Origin of the sequence: Thioclava nitratireducens (assembly GCF_001940525.2) — a bacterium.
Lineage (GTDB): Bacteria > Pseudomonadota > Alphaproteobacteria > Rhodobacterales > Rhodobacteraceae > Thioclava > Thioclava nitratireducens.
In genome coordinates, this window is sequence record NZ_CP019437.1 from 554,194 (window position 1) to 571,755 (window position 17,562).

General features: G+C 63.9%; 13 protein-coding genes. 4 read left to right on the plus strand and 9 right to left on the minus strand.

What is annotated here, in order from left to right:
• Positions 1–50: 50 nt before the first annotated feature.
• From feoB to BMG03_RS20625, 6 genes are all read right to left on the minus strand, one after another.
• Positions 51–1,958: a ferrous iron transporter B gene (feoB, locus tag BMG03_RS02815; protein ID WP_077701073.1), complete on the minus strand. Its 1,908-nt coding sequence runs from the start codon at positions 1,956–1,958 to the stop codon at positions 51–53.
• Positions 1,955–2,242: a FeoA family protein gene (locus BMG03_RS02820; protein WP_075775765.1), complete on the minus strand. Its 288-nt coding sequence runs from the start codon at positions 2,240–2,242 to the stop codon at positions 1,955–1,957. The genes feoB and BMG03_RS02820 overlap by 4 nt, the downstream gene beginning before the upstream one ends.
• A 244-nt stretch (positions 2,243–2,486) precedes the next feature.
• Positions 2,487–3,839 carry an HlyD family type I secretion periplasmic adaptor subunit gene (locus tag BMG03_RS02825; RefSeq protein WP_075775766.1) on the minus strand — a complete coding sequence of 451 codons (1,353 nt, stop codon included), beginning with the start codon at positions 3,837–3,839 and terminating at the stop codon, positions 2,487–2,489.
• A complete protein-coding gene (locus tag BMG03_RS02830) occupies positions 3,836–5,911 on the minus strand; it encodes a type I secretion system permease/ATPase (RefSeq protein WP_099049348.1) in 2,076 nt (691 codons plus the stop codon). The genes BMG03_RS02825 and BMG03_RS02830 overlap by 4 nt, the downstream gene beginning before the upstream one ends.
• A gap of 36 nt (positions 5,912–5,947) precedes the next feature.
• Positions 5,948–8,248, minus strand: a complete 2,301-nt coding sequence (locus tag BMG03_RS02835; RefSeq protein ID WP_075775767.1) for a hypothetical protein — start codon at positions 8,246–8,248, stop codon at positions 5,948–5,950.
• Between the two features lie 177 nt (positions 8,249–8,425).
• Positions 8,426–9,808, minus strand: coding sequence for a hypothetical protein (locus tag BMG03_RS20625; protein ID WP_075775768.1), 1,383 nt, complete (start codon positions 9,806–9,808; stop codon positions 8,426–8,428).
• 774 nt (positions 9,809–10,582) lie between these two features.
• Here BMG03_RS20625 and BMG03_RS20970 point away from each other — a divergent pair.
• The gene (locus tag BMG03_RS20970) at positions 10,583–11,203 is read left to right on the plus strand and encodes a helix-turn-helix transcriptional regulator (protein ID WP_233243105.1); all 621 of its coding nucleotides are present in this window, start codon (positions 10,583–10,585) and stop codon (positions 11,201–11,203) included.
• Positions 11,196–11,720, plus strand: coding sequence for a hypothetical protein (locus BMG03_RS02850; RefSeq protein WP_233243104.1), 525 nt, complete (start codon positions 11,196–11,198; stop codon positions 11,718–11,720). Before BMG03_RS20970 ends, BMG03_RS02850 begins: the two co-directional genes overlap by 8 nt.
• A gap of 38 nt (positions 11,721–11,758) precedes the next feature.
• On the opposite strand, the gene BMG03_RS02855 is transcribed toward BMG03_RS02850, so the two are convergent.
• From BMG03_RS02855 to BMG03_RS02865, 3 genes are all read right to left on the minus strand, one after another.
• Positions 11,759–12,145: a response regulator gene (locus tag BMG03_RS02855; protein WP_075775769.1), complete on the minus strand. Its 387-nt coding sequence runs from the start codon at positions 12,143–12,145 to the stop codon at positions 11,759–11,761.
• Positions 12,146–12,153: 8 nt separating this feature from the next.
• Positions 12,154–14,049, minus strand: a complete 1,896-nt coding sequence (locus BMG03_RS02860; RefSeq protein WP_157771542.1) for a PAS domain S-box protein — start codon at positions 14,047–14,049, stop codon at positions 12,154–12,156.
• Positions 14,050–14,361: 312 nt separating this feature from the next.
• Positions 14,362–15,426, minus strand: a complete 1,065-nt coding sequence (locus BMG03_RS02865; protein WP_075775771.1) for a YeeE/YedE family protein — start codon at positions 15,424–15,426, stop codon at positions 14,362–14,364.
• 123 nt (positions 15,427–15,549) lie between these two features.
• Between BMG03_RS02865 and BMG03_RS02870 the strand changes: the two genes are divergently transcribed.
• Both BMG03_RS02870 and msrA read left to right on the plus strand, forming a co-directional pair.
• Positions 15,550–16,782: an MFS transporter gene (locus BMG03_RS02870; RefSeq protein WP_075775772.1), complete on the plus strand. Its 1,233-nt coding sequence runs from the start codon at positions 15,550–15,552 to the stop codon at positions 16,780–16,782.
• A 57-nt stretch (positions 16,783–16,839) separates the two neighbouring features.
• Complete coding sequence (msrA, locus tag BMG03_RS02875; protein ID WP_075775773.1) at positions 16,840–17,484, plus strand: peptide-methionine (S)-S-oxide reductase MsrA; 645 nt, start codon at positions 16,840–16,842, stop codon at positions 17,482–17,484.
• The last annotated feature ends 78 nt before the right edge of the window (positions 17,485–17,562 follow it).

A 17,562-nucleotide genomic window follows, 5' to 3' on the forward strand; every position in this document is an offset into this window, starting at 1 on the left:
CGGCAAAGCGTTCACCGCGTCTCACCATCGATTGAAGGGTGCGCGAGGGCTCAGCCCGCGCCGAGGAGGGCCGAGATCTGGTAGGTTGCGAAAGCCGCGAGATAGGCCAGCGCGAACATGTAGACCACCGCGACCCACATCCACTTCGCCGAACCCGCCTCGCGCCGGATAACCGCCAGCGTGGAGATGCATTGCGGTGCGAAGATATACCATGCGAGCAACGCCAGCGCGGTGCCGAGGCTCCACTGATCGGTAAGCGTGTGGATCAGGCCGTTCTCGCCGCCCACCGCGTAGACCGTGGCTAGCCCTGCGACCGCGACTTCGCGGGCGGCCATGCCCGGCACCAGCGCCACGGCGATCTGCCAGTTGAAGCCCAAAGGCGCGAGGATCGGCGCGACGAAGTGGCCGATCATCGCGGCGAAGGAATAGTTGATCGCCGGTTGCGTAGCGCCCTCGGGGGCCATCGGGAAGGTCGACAGGAACCAGATCACCACCATCGCCCAGAAGATCACCGTGCCAGCCCGGCGCAGGAAGACCCGTGCGCGCTGGTAGAGCCCCAGCGCAATATTGCGCAGGATCGGCATCTTGTAGTCGGGCAGGTCGAGCATCAGTGGCGCCGAGCGCTCTTCACGTGCGAAGATATGCCGCGCGACGAAGGCCACTGTGAGAACCGAGAACACGCCAGCCGCATAAAGACCGAACATGACCAGCCCCTGCAGGCTCAGCCCGCCGAGCACTTTCGTGTTGGGGATGAAGGCGGCGATGATCAGTGTGTAGACGGGAATGCGCGCCGAGCAGGTCATCAGCGGCGCGACGAGGATCGTCGTCAGCCGGTCGCGTTTATTGTCGATCACCCGCGCGGCCATGATGCCGGGGATCGCGCAGGCGAAGCTCGACAGAAGCGGGATGAAAGCGCGCCCGTTCAGCCCGGCGCGGCCCATGATCCGGTCCATCAGGAAGGCCGCCCGCGCCATGTAGCCGAAATCTTCCAGCAGCAGGATGAAGAGGAAGGTGAACAGGATCTGCGGAAGAAAGATGATGACCGAGCCGATGCCCGCGATCAAACCGTCCGAGATGAAGCTTTGCACCAGCCCTTCGGGCATCACTTGCGTCACCAGCGCGCCCAGCGAACTGAACGCCCAGTCGATCGCATCCATGAAGGGCGCGGCCCAGGAAAAGACGGCCTGAAACATCACGAAGAGGATCGCCAGCAGGATGATCGGCCCCGCGATCGGGTTCAGCACCACGCGGTCGATCTTGGCGGAAATCGTGTCCGGCTCGGGCGGGCGGATGACGTGGGTCTTCACCAGCCGTTCCGCCTCGCGCATCGAGACCCGCATGTCATGCGTACTCGGAACCGCCCAGCTAGAGGGTTGCGGGTCGTCGAGGCCGGCTTCCAGCATCGGATCCACCTTGGACCACAACTCGTCGAGCCCGCCGCGGCGGACGGCAGTGGCCGGGATCACCGGGATGCCCAGTTCCTCGCTCAGCGCGACATGGTCGATCTGCAAGCCGCGATGGCGCGCGATGTCGATCATGTTGAGGATCATCACGATCGGCAGGCCGATCTTCTTCAGTTCCGAGACCAGGCGCAGCGCGCCGCGCAGGTTGGTCGCATCGCCCACCGCGAGGATCATGTCGGGGACGCGCTCTCCCGGGCGCTGGCCCAGCAGCACGTCGCGGGTCACTTCCTCGTCCGGAGAACGGGCGCGCAAGCTATGGGTGCCGGGCAGGTCGATCAGCGCGAACTTGCGCCCCGCAGGCGTGGTCGCCACGCCGACTTTGCGCTCCACGGTCACGCCGGAATAATTGCCGACCTTCTGCGTCGCACCGGTCATCGCGTTGAACAGCGCCGTCTTGCCGCAATTCGGCGCACCGACCAGCGCGGCCTCGCTCGGCTGGGCGTCGGGATCGGTCTGCGGGGCTTTGGGCTGGTTTATGGCAGGAGCCGACGTCATTCCGCGAGGATGGCCATCGCCTCGGCACGCCGCAGAGCGACGGTGGTGTCGTTCACGCGCACCGCGATAGGATCGCGACCGAACGGACCTTCGTGAAGGATGTGGACCGACGCGCCCTCGATGAAGCCAAGCTCCAGCAGGCGCAGTTCCAGCTCGTCCGCGTCATAGCCGTCCTTCCCGGCCAGCGGGCAGACAGAGACCAGAGTGCCCCGGAACCCGCGACGGCACTGGCCAAGCGGCAGTGCGCATTTGCAGGTTTCGTTCTCGATAGGGCTGGCCTTCATGAGGGCACCTCCGTGATGGGTCGCGAGTCGGTCTTCGCTTCCTATCGTCAGGAGATAGTCTGGAAATTGATCTCTGACAAATGAAGTCTGGTATTTTCCCGCCTTCGTGATCGATTATTTTACTCAGGAATTTAGAAGGAGTCTAAACTGTGGCGTAAGCCCATGAATTCGTTAGGCTGAAGGAGAAAGGCGCCGCGCCCTCGAGAGCGACGCCTTCACGCCGGTTTTCCGTCGGATCGACCTCTCAATGCTCGCGGAAAGCACGGTTCATCGAATCCACCACTGGTTTCGCGATGTATTGGGCGAAGGTTCGCGACGCGGTCTGGATCATCACTTCCACCGGCATCCCGGGCATCGGCGCGAAGCCCGGTACCCGGCGCAGCTCCGAGGCGGGCAGGCGGATGCGGGCGATATAGACCTCGCGGGGATGTTCGCCCGAGCGCTCCACGATCGCGTCGGCGGAGATGTAATAGACCTCCCCAATCAGGATCGGCGTCGTGCGCTGGTTGAGCGCCGAGAGCCGCACCGACGCTTCCTGTCCGACCTTGATCGCGTCGATATCGGTGCGCGCGATCATCGTCTCGATGATGAGCGGGGCTTCCGAGGGCAGGATCTCGGCGATGACCTTGCCCGCCTCGATCACGCCGCCCGCGCCGGAATAGTTCAGCCGCACCACGGTGCCGGAAACCGGGCTTTCGATCACCACGCGCTTCAGGATGGAGGTCGCCTTGCGCTCTTGCTCGCGTACGGAATCGAGTTCCGCCTGCACGGTCTCCAACTCGTCGAGCGCGGCCTGCTTGTGGGTCTCGATCGTCTGCTTGGTCTGCGCCTGGTATTTCGCGCGCATCTCCTCGCTCTCGCCGATCTCCGCCTTGAGGCGGCCGATCTGCCCTTCCGCATCGGCCAGAGCGCGAAGCAGCGCGTTCAGCTCGGTTCGCCGGATCAGCCCGCTCTCGAAGAGTTTCGCCTTGCTCTCATGGTCCTCGGCCAGCAGGTCGCGCTGGGCCTCCGCGGCAATCAGCTGCGCGCGGTAGCCTTCCGAACGGCTCTCCATCGCGGCGATGTTGCGCGCCAGCAGGTCCAACTCGCTTTGCACTTTCGCTTTCGTCACGTCAAAGGCGAGGCGTTGGGAATCCATCATCGCGGCGATTTCCACGTCGCGCCGGGCGTCCTGCAGCCATTTCGGGAAGACCAGTTCGCGCCAGCCGTCATATTCGGCCTGTATCCGGGCCTCCATCGATTCCAGTCGCGCGCGGCGCAGGAATAGCGCGCGTTCATTGGCGAGCGCCGAGGTCTCGTCGAGGCGCAGGAGCGGTTGCCCCGCGGTGACGAAATCGCCCTCGGAGACATTGATCTCCTTGATGATCCCGCCTTCGAGGTGCTGGATCATCTTGTTGCGGCCCGTGGCCACGAAAGAGCCCGGTGCCATGACGGCGGCGGCGAGCGGGGCGCTGAAGGCCCAGACGCCGAAGCCGCCAAAGGCCATCGCGAAGATCGTCAGCCCGACGATGACCAGCGTCTTGATGCTGCGCGGGACCTCGGTCGACCAGTCGGGGGTCTCGTGGGAGTTGAGCGGGTTGGTCAGAAGGAGTGTCATGCCGGGGCTCCTTGCATCGGGGCGGTCGCGGCGACGTTCTGCGCCGCTGCGCGTTGTTGCTGCACCTGCTGGGCCTTGGCCTGCTTGCGCCGCTCCAGCTCTGCGAGCATCTGGTCGCGCCAGCCGAACATCGCGATATTGCCGTCGTTGAGCAGCATGATCTTGTCGACCGCGCTGAGCAGAGAGGGTTTCTGCGTGACCACGACCACCGTGATCCCGTTGGCCTTGGCATGACCGAGCGCGCGCACGAGGGCCGCGTCGCCTTGCGTGTCTAGGTTCGAGTTCGGCTCGTCCAGCACCACGAACTTCGGATCGCCGAAGAAGGCGCGCGCCAGACCGATCCGCTGTTTCTGTCCGCCCGATAGCGGCGAGCCGTCGGAGCTGACGACCGTCTCGTAACCCTGCGGCAGCGAGGCGATCATCTCGTGCACATCGGCGAGCGCGGCGGCGCGATGGATCGCGGCGTCGCTCGCATCCTCCCGCATCCGGGCGATGTTCTGCTTGATGGTGCCCGGGAAGAGCTGCACGTCCTGCGGCAGATAGCCGATGCTTTCGCCGAATTGCCGCGGGTCCCAGTTGCGGATGTCCATCAGGTCGAGCCGCACAGCTCCCGAGGTCGGCAGCACCGATCCCACCAGCATCTTGCCGAGCGTCGTCTTGCCGGCGCCCGAATTGCCGATGATCGCCAGTTGGTCGCCGGGCGCGAGCGAGAAGGTCAGCGCATTCAGCACGACATGCTTGGTGCCTTGCGGAACATAGAGGAGACGCTCGATATCGAGCCGTCCTTCCACCTTGGGCAGGCGCAGCTTGTCGTTGCGGGTCTTGGCGGAGGCCAGAAGCTGGCCGACCCGATCATAGGCGCCGCGTGCCAGCAGGAAGGAGTTCCATCCCTCGATCGCACCTTCGATCGGCGCGAGCGCACGGCCCGCGACGATCGAGGCAGCGATCACCATGCCGCCGGTGATCTGCCCATCGAGAGCGAGATAGGCGCCCCAGCCCAGCATCCCGATCTGGGTGAACAGGCGGAACATCCGCGACGCGGAGGCGGTGAAGACGTTGCGATCCTGCGCCTCCGTCTGCGCGCGCAGGGAGGCGGCGGTATCGCGACCCCAGATCGACACGGCTTCGGGGATCATCGCCATCGCGTTGATGATCTGGCTGTTGCGCGACATCGACTCAAGGTGAAGGTTCGCCCGGGTCTGCGCGATATTGGCACGGCTGAAGCCGTCCGAAGTGATCTTCTGGTTGATCCAGGCAAACAGCATAAGGATCAATGCGGTCACGACCACGATCGTGCCGAGATGCGGGTGGATCAGGAAGACCGCAAGCACGAAGATCGGCGCGAAGGGCACGTCCAGGAAGGACAGCAGCGTGCCGGAGACAAGGAAGCTCCGCAGCGCGTTGAGATCGCCCAGAACCTGATATTCGCGCCCGTTGGAATGCAGCGAAGCCTGCGCTGCAGCCGACAAGACCGGTGCGCCGAGCCGCGCGGCCACATCCACCGCCGAGCGCATCAGTACCAGCCGGCGTACCGCGTCTAGCAGCGTCTGCACCACGATCGCCCCGGCAATCACGATGGTCAGCATCACCAGCGTGTCGGTCGAGCGCGAGGTGAAGACCCGATCGGAAATCTGGAACAGGTAGATCGGTACCGCGAGGATCAGGATATTCGTGGCGCAGGTCATCAGCACGACGAAGGCCATGTTCACGCGCAGCCGCTTTTTCATGTCATGCAGCGTGCGGGTGAAATCGACCGGGCCGAGGCGCTTGTGAAAGGCTGGGGTGGAGGGTGGCGCCGGTGGGGAGCCGGAGGCATTTTGCGCGGGGACACGACCCGCCTCCTTTCGGGCGTCAGCACCACCCTCCGTCCGGGCGGCGACTGTCTCGACAGTCCCCTCCGCACCGGTTTCGTCGGCGCGCGCTTTCGCCCCGGGACCGTCGCCCGTTGCGTTTTGCGCCTGCCGTTTGTCTGTCGGATCGGCCTGCGGCGGATCCACGTTCCGAGCCATCGCGTCATGACCATCTTGGCGGGTCGCCTGCCCCCCGGCGGCGTCGTCAGTCCTGTCTTTCATCGAAGTTCCCCTAGTGAATGAAGTTCCGCCCCTCCGTCAGGCCAGAACCGTGTGCAATGCATCGAGCGACCCGCTTCCCCCGTGGGAGCCCGGATGCACCTGGAATTCGTCATCGTCGTAAGTCGGCGCGTTCTCGATCATCCCGTCCGCGAGGAACGCCACCGCCTCCGAGGCAAGCGCCCCTTCGCTGGGGCTCGTCGGGCCGAGGGGACCGCCGCTGCCATCGTCCATCATCCCCGCCTGCCAGATCACCGCGTCGGAATAGACGCCATCGGCGGCCATGATCGTGCTGTCGACGCCCGCGACAGTCAGCGACGAGACGTTGGCGAGCGTGTTGCCGCCCGCATCGACGTCGAATTCGCCCGGACCGTCGACCGATATCAGGTCGGCATCTTCGAGAATGTTGATCTGGGTGAGGTTGTCGCGAACGATCAGGTCTCCCTCGATATAGAGTACCCGCAGTGCCATCTGGCCGCCCAAAAGCTCGTCGCCCAGCAGCCCTTCGACCGCGTCGTAGGCCGCGCCCGGCGGCATCGAATAGCCTTCGCCCGGGTTCGGATCGAGGCCGCTGTAGATCTCCGCCAGCTGGTCGAGGACGTTCTGATATTGCGGGTCCATCTCCAACTGCGTGTCGATGCCCACTTTGGTCAGATGCGCCTCATTCCACAGCAGGTTATCCTCGCTTGAGACATGGCCCACGCCGCCGTGTCCGATGCCGCCCGCGCCGCTCATCACCAGATCGTCGTCGAGCAATACGTTGATCTGCTCGAGCTGAGCGATCTCGTACATGTTGCCGCCGATCATGATCAGGTCGAACTGCGCGCCCGCTTCCAGCAGAAGCTGCAGGTTGACGGTCGAGTTGTCGCCCATCACGATCTCGGCGGAATAGGAGCCGAATTCGAAGCTCACCAGATCCCCATCGGAGACCGCGTTCACCTGCGTCATGTGGTTGTCGACAATCAGGTCACCGCGAATTTCCGTCATCGCGATCAGGCTGCCGCCGGGCGGCATCACCAGGTTAAGGAAGTTCGCGGGATTGGCCTCTTGCGTGTAGACCGCGACGTTGTGGCCTAGCGAGGCGAGCGGGTCGGCGCTGTCACCATTACCCAAGCCTTGCCCGCCCGCGCTGTTGCCTGTGCCGTGGTGGCCGAGACCGGGCTTCATATCCGCGTCGCGCAGCACGTTCACCTGCGAGATCACCGAGAGCGAGGTCACCGATCCGCCGACCGCGATCACCGGCGCATCGAGCCAGTCATGCACCACCTGCGACTGGTTCAGCAGAAGGTTGTTGCCGGTGCTGAGGCTCTGCGCGATTTCCAGTGCCATGTCCGCGGGATCGACGGGCATATCGGGGCCTTGGACCGTTCCGGCCGCCCCTTCGCCATCTCCGCCGATACCGTCGGTCTCCACCTCGATCACACCCGCGTCGAGCGGCGTATCCTCCGACTCGTCGTCCGAGGGGTCGCGTGCTTCCAGCCGAAGTTTCAATGTCTCGGGCAATTCGTCCATGAGCTGCCCGTCGAACACGACCGCGCCCGAAAACGCGGGTGGCAGGAGGGAGGCCGCCGCCTCTTCACCGTCGAGGCTTTCGCTTTGCAGCTCGCTGATGGCGTCCGGGTCGGTTGCGCCCTCCTCGAGACCGTCGCCCTCTTCCGGGTCGGTCGGCGCGGCGAAGATCGTCTCGCTGCGAAACATCGCGGCCGTCACGCCGTCGGGCACGGAATCGGGATCGAGTGCGTCGATCTGCGCCATCAGCGCCTCCGCCTGAGCTTCGACGGTCGTGCCGACGGGTGCGGCACTCACCGTCAGCGCATCTGCATATTCGGCCAGCGCCATCAGCTTCGACGATGTGGCCGCCGGGCCGTACTCGTCCATCAGCTCTGCCGGCATCATGAAGGGCTTGTCGTAGAGCACGTCATGATCGCTCAGCGTGTTGATCTGCGAAGTGATGTGGAGCACCGAGGAAGGTGGCGCCATTCCGAGAAACATCTGGAGCGGTACCGGAACGGGCGGAAAATCATAGGGCGGGATTGCGAGCTGGCCGGACGGCAACCCGGGCGGTGCGATATCGCGCAGCTGGTAATCGTCGACAAAGGGAAGCCACGGCGCCTCTGGCGGAGGCACGAGCGGGAGCTTCAGCTGCAGCGACGGATCGAAATCCTCGAGCAGGTAATCCGAATTGACGCTGACATTGACGGAGAGCAGGTCCCCCGGCGAGGGCGCGGAAGCCTGCAGCGCGCGAAAGGCGTCGTATTCCTGTCGGGCGACATTGGTCTCGGTCGTCTGATTGAAGGCACCGATGAAATGGGCGATGATTTCGGTCTGCCGGTCAAGCATCTTCCTTCCCCCCTTCATGACGCTGAAAACCCGCGCTTGGATGCGGGGCGTCAGACTGTCGGTTCATCGCATCCGGCGGGGTGAACTCCGCCGCGGGCAAGGTCCGGGCGTGATGCGATGCGAAACGGCCCGAACGGAATGCGGCGCGCCTCTCGTGGAGGCACGCCGCGTGTTTGCTTACGATGCGTCGTCGTCGCCGATATAGGAGGACGACAGGTTGCCGCCGACCACGGTGGTATCCACGGCATTGCCGAGGATGTTGGCGCCCATCACGATCGACTGGTTGAACGCGGTGGTGTCGATGGCCGCGCTCGCATCGGCATAGGACTGGCCGGTGACGATACCATCGTCGCCATTGCCCGAACCCCAGTTGCCGAGGCTGCCGCCATTGCCGCCGCCGCCTGCGGTGACGTCGCCGCCACCGTTACCGCCGCCGGCATAGCCGCCGGTCGCCCAGGAGCCGCCGCCCGTGGCGCTCGAGCTGGTCGTGGCCCAGGCGCTACCATCGCCGCCGTTACCGCCGTCGCCGCCGTAACCCGTGCCGGTGCCAGTACCAGTGCCGGTCGCCCGTGCATCAGCCATTGCCTGGCCGGAATCGGTCGCGCTTGCATTGCCACCGTCGCCGCCCATCTGCGGATGGTGATGCTTCATCATCATCGGCATGCCGCCGCCGCCGTCGCCGGCGTTTGCGATTGCGCCGCCTTCGTCCGCTCCAGCACCCGCCATGCCGCCGCCCATGCCGAGGCCCATACCGAAGCCGTCGCCACCGTCGCCGCCATCGTCGCCTTCACCCTCGGTTTCCGAGGCTGCGAGCGAAACGCCGCCGCCCGAGAGGGCGATACCGCCACCCGCGAGCGCCATGCCGCCCGACGAACCGACATCCTCGGCGCCGTTGCCGCCTTCGGAGGATGCGTCGATCCCGTCATCGGAATGCGCCGAATTGTCCTTGATCACGGCGTCGACCTGGAAATTCGCGTCGTTGGAGACTTTGGGATCATTGAGCGTGTCGTTGTCGGTGAGCGTGTTGGCCTGCGTGTTAACCATCATCACGTCATTACCCATGCCGTTGAGCATGTCGCTGAGGTTGATGTCGTCACCCGGATCGTAGTCGTAGGTATAGGTCATATCGCCATCGGCAAAGACCATGTCGCCCACGTCCGAGTTGTCGATATCCGCGAAGTCGTTGTCTTCGCCGAAGATCCCCTCATCCGGGAAATCGATCGTGATGTCGTTGCTGTTGACCGCTTTCGAGTTTGACGTCGAGTCGGTATCGACACGGTTGTGGTTCGTGTCGTCGAGGCGGTTGGTGTTGGTCGCGTCGCCGCCTTCACCATAGGCACGCGCCGCCGAGGAAGCATCCGCATCGGCATTCGCACGCGAGTCTGCATCGGCATTCGCACGCGAATCCGAATCCGAAACCGCTTTCTGATGCTGATGCTGCTGTTGCTGCTGCGGATCGGGCGCCGAGTGATTATCCGACGAGTCCGAGTCGTGATCGTCGTCGTTCTCCATGTGGTTCTTCCAGTCGCCTTGGACCCAATTGTGCCGATTGTTCGCCATTTCATTTCTCCCAGTTGATCGGTCCGGGATCCGTCACTCTGTCTAAAACGGATATGGTTCGGACCATTGCTATGCAGGGCTTTCGCCCCGATGAATGTCCGCTTCCCCAACCGCTCGGCACCCCGGTCCCGATCCCCGAATCGAGCGATTCGCAGGTGGGTCACCCTTTCCGGGCGGAATGTGGAAACAGACGAGTCACAGCCCCCAGCTGCGACACCAACATCCTGCGCCCCGTGATCCGGTGGACCTAGCTAGCAAATGGGTCTAGCCGGCCGGTGCACCGTTTTAACCGGCTGAAAATCAACCGTTTCCCCATGCGCTCCGCGCTGTGGCCTGCGGAATCCCGGACCATCGGAGAAATTTTCACGAAGTTGTCGCAGATGCCCAAAGCTGAACAAGGTGTAGTGGCGACTCGATCACAACCTACCATTTGTGACGCGTCCCAAGCGGCGTTGAGCGAAAAACCGTGATTCCGGACGCGATTCGCTTAGACTTACGTTGCGTAAGAGAATCCTTACCGTTGGGTAAACACTTCGGGTAACGCTGATCTCACTGGTCCGTGATATGGTGGATGCGGGCGATATGACGTGGGGTTAGTCGCCCGAATATTTGAGTTCAGGGTAGGACGAGGGGGCCACCATGAATGCGTTGCATAAGAGTGAACCTGCGGGGGCGCGCGTGATGCCGTCCTGCCGCAAACAAGACGCAGCGATCTGCTTTCTTGGCGCATCGCATGTTTTTTCCGATACCGTTTTGCGAACCGTAGATGCCGAAGTGACGCCGGCGACGTGCCTGCGTCTGAACGATTTCGAGACGCTGCTCGAGGAATTGCAGTCCGACGGACGGATCGATCATCGCGGCACGCTGTGTTCGCTGATCGTGGACGAGGATCACGCCGATGGTCTGGTCGCGCTCGCGGAACGTCGCGAGCCGTTCCTGTCGCGCGTGAAACTGATCATCGCGATCGAGGACGAGGCGTATGCGCAGGATCTGATGGCGCGCCACGGCTCTGCGATCCTGACCCATCACATCAGTCTGCTGCCGATGAACGTGAATCTGACGACTTGGCTCCTGATCCTGCGGATGATCGTCTCGGGGGGGCACTACATCCCGCCCGCGCTTCTGCACTGCCGTCCGTCAGAGCTGCCGATGCCGATGCTGAACGGCGCCACCGCGACGGAGTCTGCCAATGCGATCTGCCTGTCGGGGCTGACGCCGCGCGAAACCGAGGTTCTGGAGATGCTCGCCTCGGGCCAGCCGAACAAGATCATCGCGGGCAAGCTGAACCTGTCCGAACATACGGTTAAGCTGCATATCCACCGCATCATCGGGAAGCTAGGCGTCACCAACCGCACCGAGGCGGCGATCTGGTATCACCGTATCCGAGGTGCCTAAGGACCCGCCCGCGCCCGCGGAGGTGCGCCCGCCGGATTTCGATCGGTTCCTGATGCTGATCGGACGCATCAATTATGCCTGGACCAATACCGAGAGCCTGTTGATCCATCTGATCGCCGGGCTCGCCGGGACCGACAAGAGCGTCGCGACGATCATCCATCTGACATTGAACACCACGCGTGCGCGGCTCGATCTCGTGGATCGGCTGGCCAAGCGCGACGACTGTCCCTGCGCGCCGCGGGCCTGCGAACGGGTGCTGGCGGTGTCGGCACGGATGAAGAAAGTGTCGGGGCTGCGCAATCACTTCAACCATTGCCTCTACGCTTTCGACGAGGGCGGAGGTCCGGTGCGCGCGATCCAGATGCGTATCGCGGATCGCAAGACCAGTCTGCGGATTGGAGAGGAAAGCGTTCTGGACAGCGCGACGCTTACCGAACTGGAAGCCGCGCTTGCCGAAATGCAAGCAATCAATGCCGAGATCTGGGCCATCGCCAAGGAATACAAGATGCCGCTTTGAGGCGGGCAGGGGAGTTCGGAACTGCGCGACAGCCAACCTCAGTTGCGCAGCTGGCGTCCCAACGCCTCGGCCAGTTCCCACGGGTTCGTCGGCTTCGAGAAGACCGGGATTTCCGGCATGATCGATTGGAAGGCAAGCGGCAGCTGCTCGGCCGTGTTCACCACCAGAGGCACTTCGCGCTTCCACAGCTCGACGATCAGGGCTTCCGCCGATCCGTCCAGCAGGTTCATGTCGAGGATCGCGCCATCTACGGAGACCGAGTCATCCGTAAGCGCCGCACGCGCACGTGCCAGGGTCGCGAACGGTCCCGCAACCTGACCGCCTGCTTCCTCGACCGAGAAGGCGATGTCATAGGCGATGAATAATTCATCTTCGACGACGAGGACATTGCTGCCCTCGAGGCAAGAAATACTGCTCTGTAGCATGGGCTATACTACCCTTTTATCAGGTCCATTGGCACGGTCATGCGAGCTTGGAACCCGTCGGGAACCCATTCGGTTCCATAGGTTCCCCGCAATTGGCCCTGAATCGTCAGGTCTATCAAGCGCGACCCGAAGCCGCTGTTGCTTGGTGGCACCAGTTTCCCGGGGTGGCCGCTTTCCCGCCAATCAAGCTCGAGCTGGCCGGAGATCTCGCGCCACTTTAGCACCAGACGCCCCGCATCGTGCGAAAGTGCGCCGTATTTCACAGCGTTAGTGGCCAGTTCGTGGATTACCAGCGCGAGGTTGGTGGACCCCGCATGGTTCAGCGCGAGGGCGGGACCGTCGAGGGTCAGCCGTGGATCGTCGAGATTGGTGTAGGGCGAAAGCACGCCCAGCAACAATTCGCGCAGTTCGACCATGCCGCGGAAATCGCGCTCGGGTGTGGCGGTCGGATTGATCAGCTCATGGGCGCGGGCGAGCGCGCCGATCCGTTCGCGCAGGCCCCGCGCCATCTCGTCCGGCGTCGTCGCGTGGCGGGCGGTCATGCCGACCAGCCCCGACATCATCGCGAAGGCGTTCTTGACCCGGTGATTGAGCTCGCGCGTCAGCGTGTCGCGTGCCTGCGCGAGCTGGCGCTCCTCTGTCACGTCGCGCAGATAGGCGAGGATCGCGCCGCTCTCGGGATAGATGCGAGCTTCCAGAATGCGCCCGTCGCGCCCGATCTGATCGGCGACGGTCGGCGTGCCTGTGCGCCGGGCTTCTGCCAGCGCCTCCGCCAGTTTGCTCTCGCGCAGATGCGGCACGGTTTCCCAGAGCGATCGCCCGATCGCCTGCGACTCGGTAGCGGCCCCGACAGCGGCACGGATGCGTGCGCGCATGACAGAATTGGCGAAGCGGATATTGTCGTCGCGGTCGATCTCGATGATCGCGTCGGAGGTGATTTCGTGAAAATTCGCGAGACGCCGGTCAATGTCGGCCGCACGTTCGCGCGCCTCGTTCAGCTCGGAAATGTCGAGCGCGGTGGCCACGGCCACCGGCGGATCGCTCTCGATCGGTTGCGCCGAGATCAGCAGGTTGCTTTCGCTTCCGTCGCGGCGCACGCAGCGCAGCTCCATATGGTTGATCTTTTCGCCGTGGCGTGCGGCGCGCACGATCGGAAATTCGCTGAGGCTGAGCTTGCGGCCTTCCGGCGTATAAGCGTCGAAGGCGAGCTGCTTGCCCACCTCGCCGTTCTTCACGCCGAACATCTCGATCGCGGTCGCGTTCAGATCGAGGAGCCGCCCGGTGCCCAGCTCGGCCACGCCCACGCCGACCGGCATCTGATCGAGAATGGCGCGGTAGCGGTTTTCTTCGCGGTGGGCGACGTTGATCTGGTGGCGTAGCCGGATTTCCGCCTCGACGCCCGCGGCGATGTCGGACAGAGCTTCGTACTCTTCCTCGGTCCATTGCCGCGCCTCGCGGTCGATCAGGCAGAACGCGCCGAGCGGTTGCCCCTCGATCGTGCGCAACGGCACACCGAGATAGGCGATCACGCCCAGATCGCGCACCGCGCCATTCTCGCCCAGCACCGCATCCTCGCGCGCGTCGGACACACGCAGCGGCGCATCGGTTTCCACGACATAGCGGCAAAAGGAATGGGTGAGCGGCGTCTCCGATGGAGAATGGGCGTCGAAGCGATCCAGCCCGCTTTGCGCCACGAAAACCTGACGGTTCTCGTCGACGATCGAAACCAGCGAGATAGGCACGCCGGTCACCCGCGTCGCGAGACGCGTCGCACGCGCGAAGATGTCCGCGGGAGCGCTCTCCAGCAGTCCGGTCTCGCGTAATGCCCGAAGGCGCACCGGATCGGTGAGTCGGGACCGGGGCGGGGGGTCGGATGAGGGTGAGGGCGGTGCAGTGGTTTTCATGCGCAGGCTTTCATATTCCACCTATGCTCAGATAAATCCGTTGCGCCCAGTGTCATAAGACATGACAGCGATCACGATTTTCCCCGAAAGCGATTTTTTGCAAGGTATTTCGTACGGCAGCTGTGGTGCTTGCTAAATGCAGCGCCGAGAACTGGCGTTTCGCGAGTTCCACGGCGGTTCTTCCCTGAAATATCTAACGCTTTTTTACGGGTGCCGTAAGGTGAGGATTCGCGCAGCTTCGCGCTTCGGCAGGAAGGCGCGTAGGCGCCCCGAGACTCTCGGGACGCGCTATTCGCAAGCGTAAGAGCGCGCTTAGCAGGCTGTGGCAGGTGTCATGCTGCGCTGGTCCAGAAGGAAGTCGGTCACCATCGCACCGATCCACATGCAGAACAGCGCCAGCCACGCGGTGCCCGCGAGAACCGAGGTGCCCGTCACCCCGTTGCCGATGGCGCAGCCGCCGGCGAGCATCGCGCCAAAGCCCATGAAGACAGCCCCGATCATCGAGCGCCGCATCACCGGCACCGAGTCGAAGCCCTGCCATGCGAATTGGCGCGAGAGGAGCGAGCTCAGGAACGCGCCGAGCACCACGCCCGGCACGAGGCCGACGTCGAATTCCAGCACCGAATGGCGGTCGAGGAAGAACATCAGCGTATTGGCCGAGGGGCCCGAGAAGGTGACGGAATTGACCGGCACCGGATCGAATGCGACCTGGCTCAGCATGAAGGTCAGCACCCAGCCCACCGCGACCGCGAAGCCGACGCCGGAGGCGAAGATCCACGTCTTCACGCCAATCTCGTTGCGCTTGGCCAGATACATGCCTGCGATGGCGAAGACGATGCCTACGGCGAGCCCGGTCCAGTCCGGCAGATGCAGCGCGTCGAGGATATTCACGTTCTGCGCCCCGGTAATCCAGAGGCCGGCGAGTCGATCTCGCAGCGGTGCGAGGATGCCCTTGAGGCTCATCGTGGCGGTCACGGCGAAGATCAGCCCCGAGACGACCGAGCGCAGGTTGCCCGTCGCCGCGAGCACGAGAAGCCGCCCCGAACATCCGCGCGACAGCACCATGCCGACGCCGAAAATGAGGCCGCCGATGATCGCGCCCGACCACGAGCCCGGCACCGACATCATCCGGCTGTCGGCCTGCCGGAAGAGGTCGAGCAGCTGCGCGCTCTGCACCCAGACCAGCGCGGTCGAGAAGGTCAGAAACCAGACCGCGACCTTGCCGCCCAGCTTGCCCCGCGCGAATTCCACGGTCGCAGCCCGCAGGCAGAAGTTCGATTTCTGCGCGGCCACGCCGAAGATGAGCCCGGTGATGACCCCGAAAAGCGCCGCCGTGGGGCCTTCGCCGATCCGCTCGATGAGTGCGATGATGTCCATAGCCAAATCTCCCGTTCGCGCACGGGTTTTGCCAGAAACCGCAGAAACGCACATTGATCTGAGTCAGGTCGCACCTTTTGCAGACTTGCCGTGGACGCTGCCGTCGCGTCTAAGGAAAGCATGATGAAGTTCCGTTCCGTCCCGCTCGACGAAGCCCACGAGCTGCCCCGCTGGCGCAGACCCGAAGCGCTGCTTTACGTCATGGCCGCTGCCATGCCGATCTCCTTCGCCACCTGGTCGGCGCTCCTGAACAACTTCGTCATCGACGTGGTGAATTTCGACGGCGTCGATATCGGCTGGCTGCAAAGCTTCCGCGAAGTGCCGGGGTTCCTCGCGATCGGGGTGATCGTCGTGCTCTGGGTAATGCGCGAGCAGACGCTGGCCATCCTGTCGCTGCTGCTTCTGGGCGGGGCGACGGCGGTGACCGCCCTTTTCCCGAGCTTCGCCGGGCTCATCATCGTGACGCTGCTCTCGTCGATCGGGTTTCACTATTTCCAGACGGTGAACCAGTCGCTGCAATTGCAGTGGATCGACAAGGCAAAGGCGCCACAGACGCTGGGGCGGATCGTGGCCATCGGCTCAGGCGCGTCGCTCGCCGCCTATGCGGTGCTGGTGCTGACATGGAAGACCTTCAATCTCAGCTACGAGTTCGTCTACGCCACCGCCGGGATCGCGACGATGGTGATGATGGCGGCCGCCGCGCTGATTTATCCGCAGTTCCACACCCGCGAGCCGCAATCGAAGAAATTCGTGCTGCGTCGCCGCTACTGGCTCTATTACGCGATCACGTTCATGGCGGGTGCGCGTCGGCAGATTTTCGTGGTCTTCGCCGCCTTCATGATGGTCGAGCGCTTCGGGCTGCGGGTGGACGAGATCACCGCGCTCTTCCTGATCAACTTCGCGGTCAACATGGCCGCCGCGCCGGCGATGGGCCGCTTCGTGCATCGCTTCGGCGAGCGCCGCGCGCTGATCTTCGAATATGTTGGGCTGACGCTGCTGTTTCTTTCTTATGGCGGGATCTACTGGTTCGGCTGGGGCATCTGGCTCGCCTGCGCGCTCTATGTCGTCGATCATCTGCTGTTCGCGTTGGCCTTCGCGCAGAAGACCTATTTTCAGAAGATCTGCGACCCCGAGGATATCGCGCCCACCGCCGCCGTCGCCTTCACGATCAACCATATCGCCGCCGTCTTCCTGCCGGTGACGCTGGGCTATCTCTGGATGGTCTCGCCCGGCGCGGTTTTCGGGCTGGCGGCCTCGATGGCGGTGATCTCGCTGGGACTCGCGCTGCTGGTGCCGCGTCACCCCTCGAAAGGCTACGAGACCGTGCTGCAGGGGCTTGGCCCGGTTCCGGCGTGAACTGGAAATTTCGTCGAGCCGCGCCTATCTGAGAGGGGCGCGAAAGGGAGACTCACAATGCTGTTCGGAAAACCCGCCACCATTCCCACCAAGGCCGAGGCCCTGCCGGGCCGCGACGAGGCGATGCCTCTGGCAGAGCCGCATTTCCTCTGGGGTCGCGACCTGCGCTCCCCCGTGCCCGAAGGCATGGAAGAGGCGATGTTCGGCATGGGCTGCTTCTGGGGCGTCGAACGTATCTTCTGGAACACCGACGGCGTCTGGCTGACCATGGTCGGTTACGCGGGCGGGCCGACGCCCAACCCGACCTATCGCGAGGTCTGCACCGGCATGACCGGCCATAACGAGGTGGTCCGCGTGATCTACGATCCGGCCAAGGTCAGTTACGACGATCTGCTCCGCATCTTCTGGGAAAACCACGATCCGACCCAGGGCATGCGTCAGGGCAATGATCGCGGCACCCAGTATCGCTCGGGCATTTACACCTATACCGCCGCGCAGAAAGAGGCGGCCGAAGCCTCGCGCGACGCCTATGCAGAGCGCCTGAGTGCGGCGGGCTACGGAAATATCACCACCGAGATCATGGACGCGCCGCCCTTCTACTATGCCGAAGATTATCACCAGCAATATCTGGAGAAGAACCCCGGCGGCTATTGCGGCATCGGGGGGACCGGCGTGACCTGCCCGATCGGGCTGAACGCGTGATCCGATGGGCGCGCGGGCCGCTTGACGGTTCGCGCCCGCGGCCCTAAGCCCGGGCGCAACCATCCCGAGGAGCGCGCC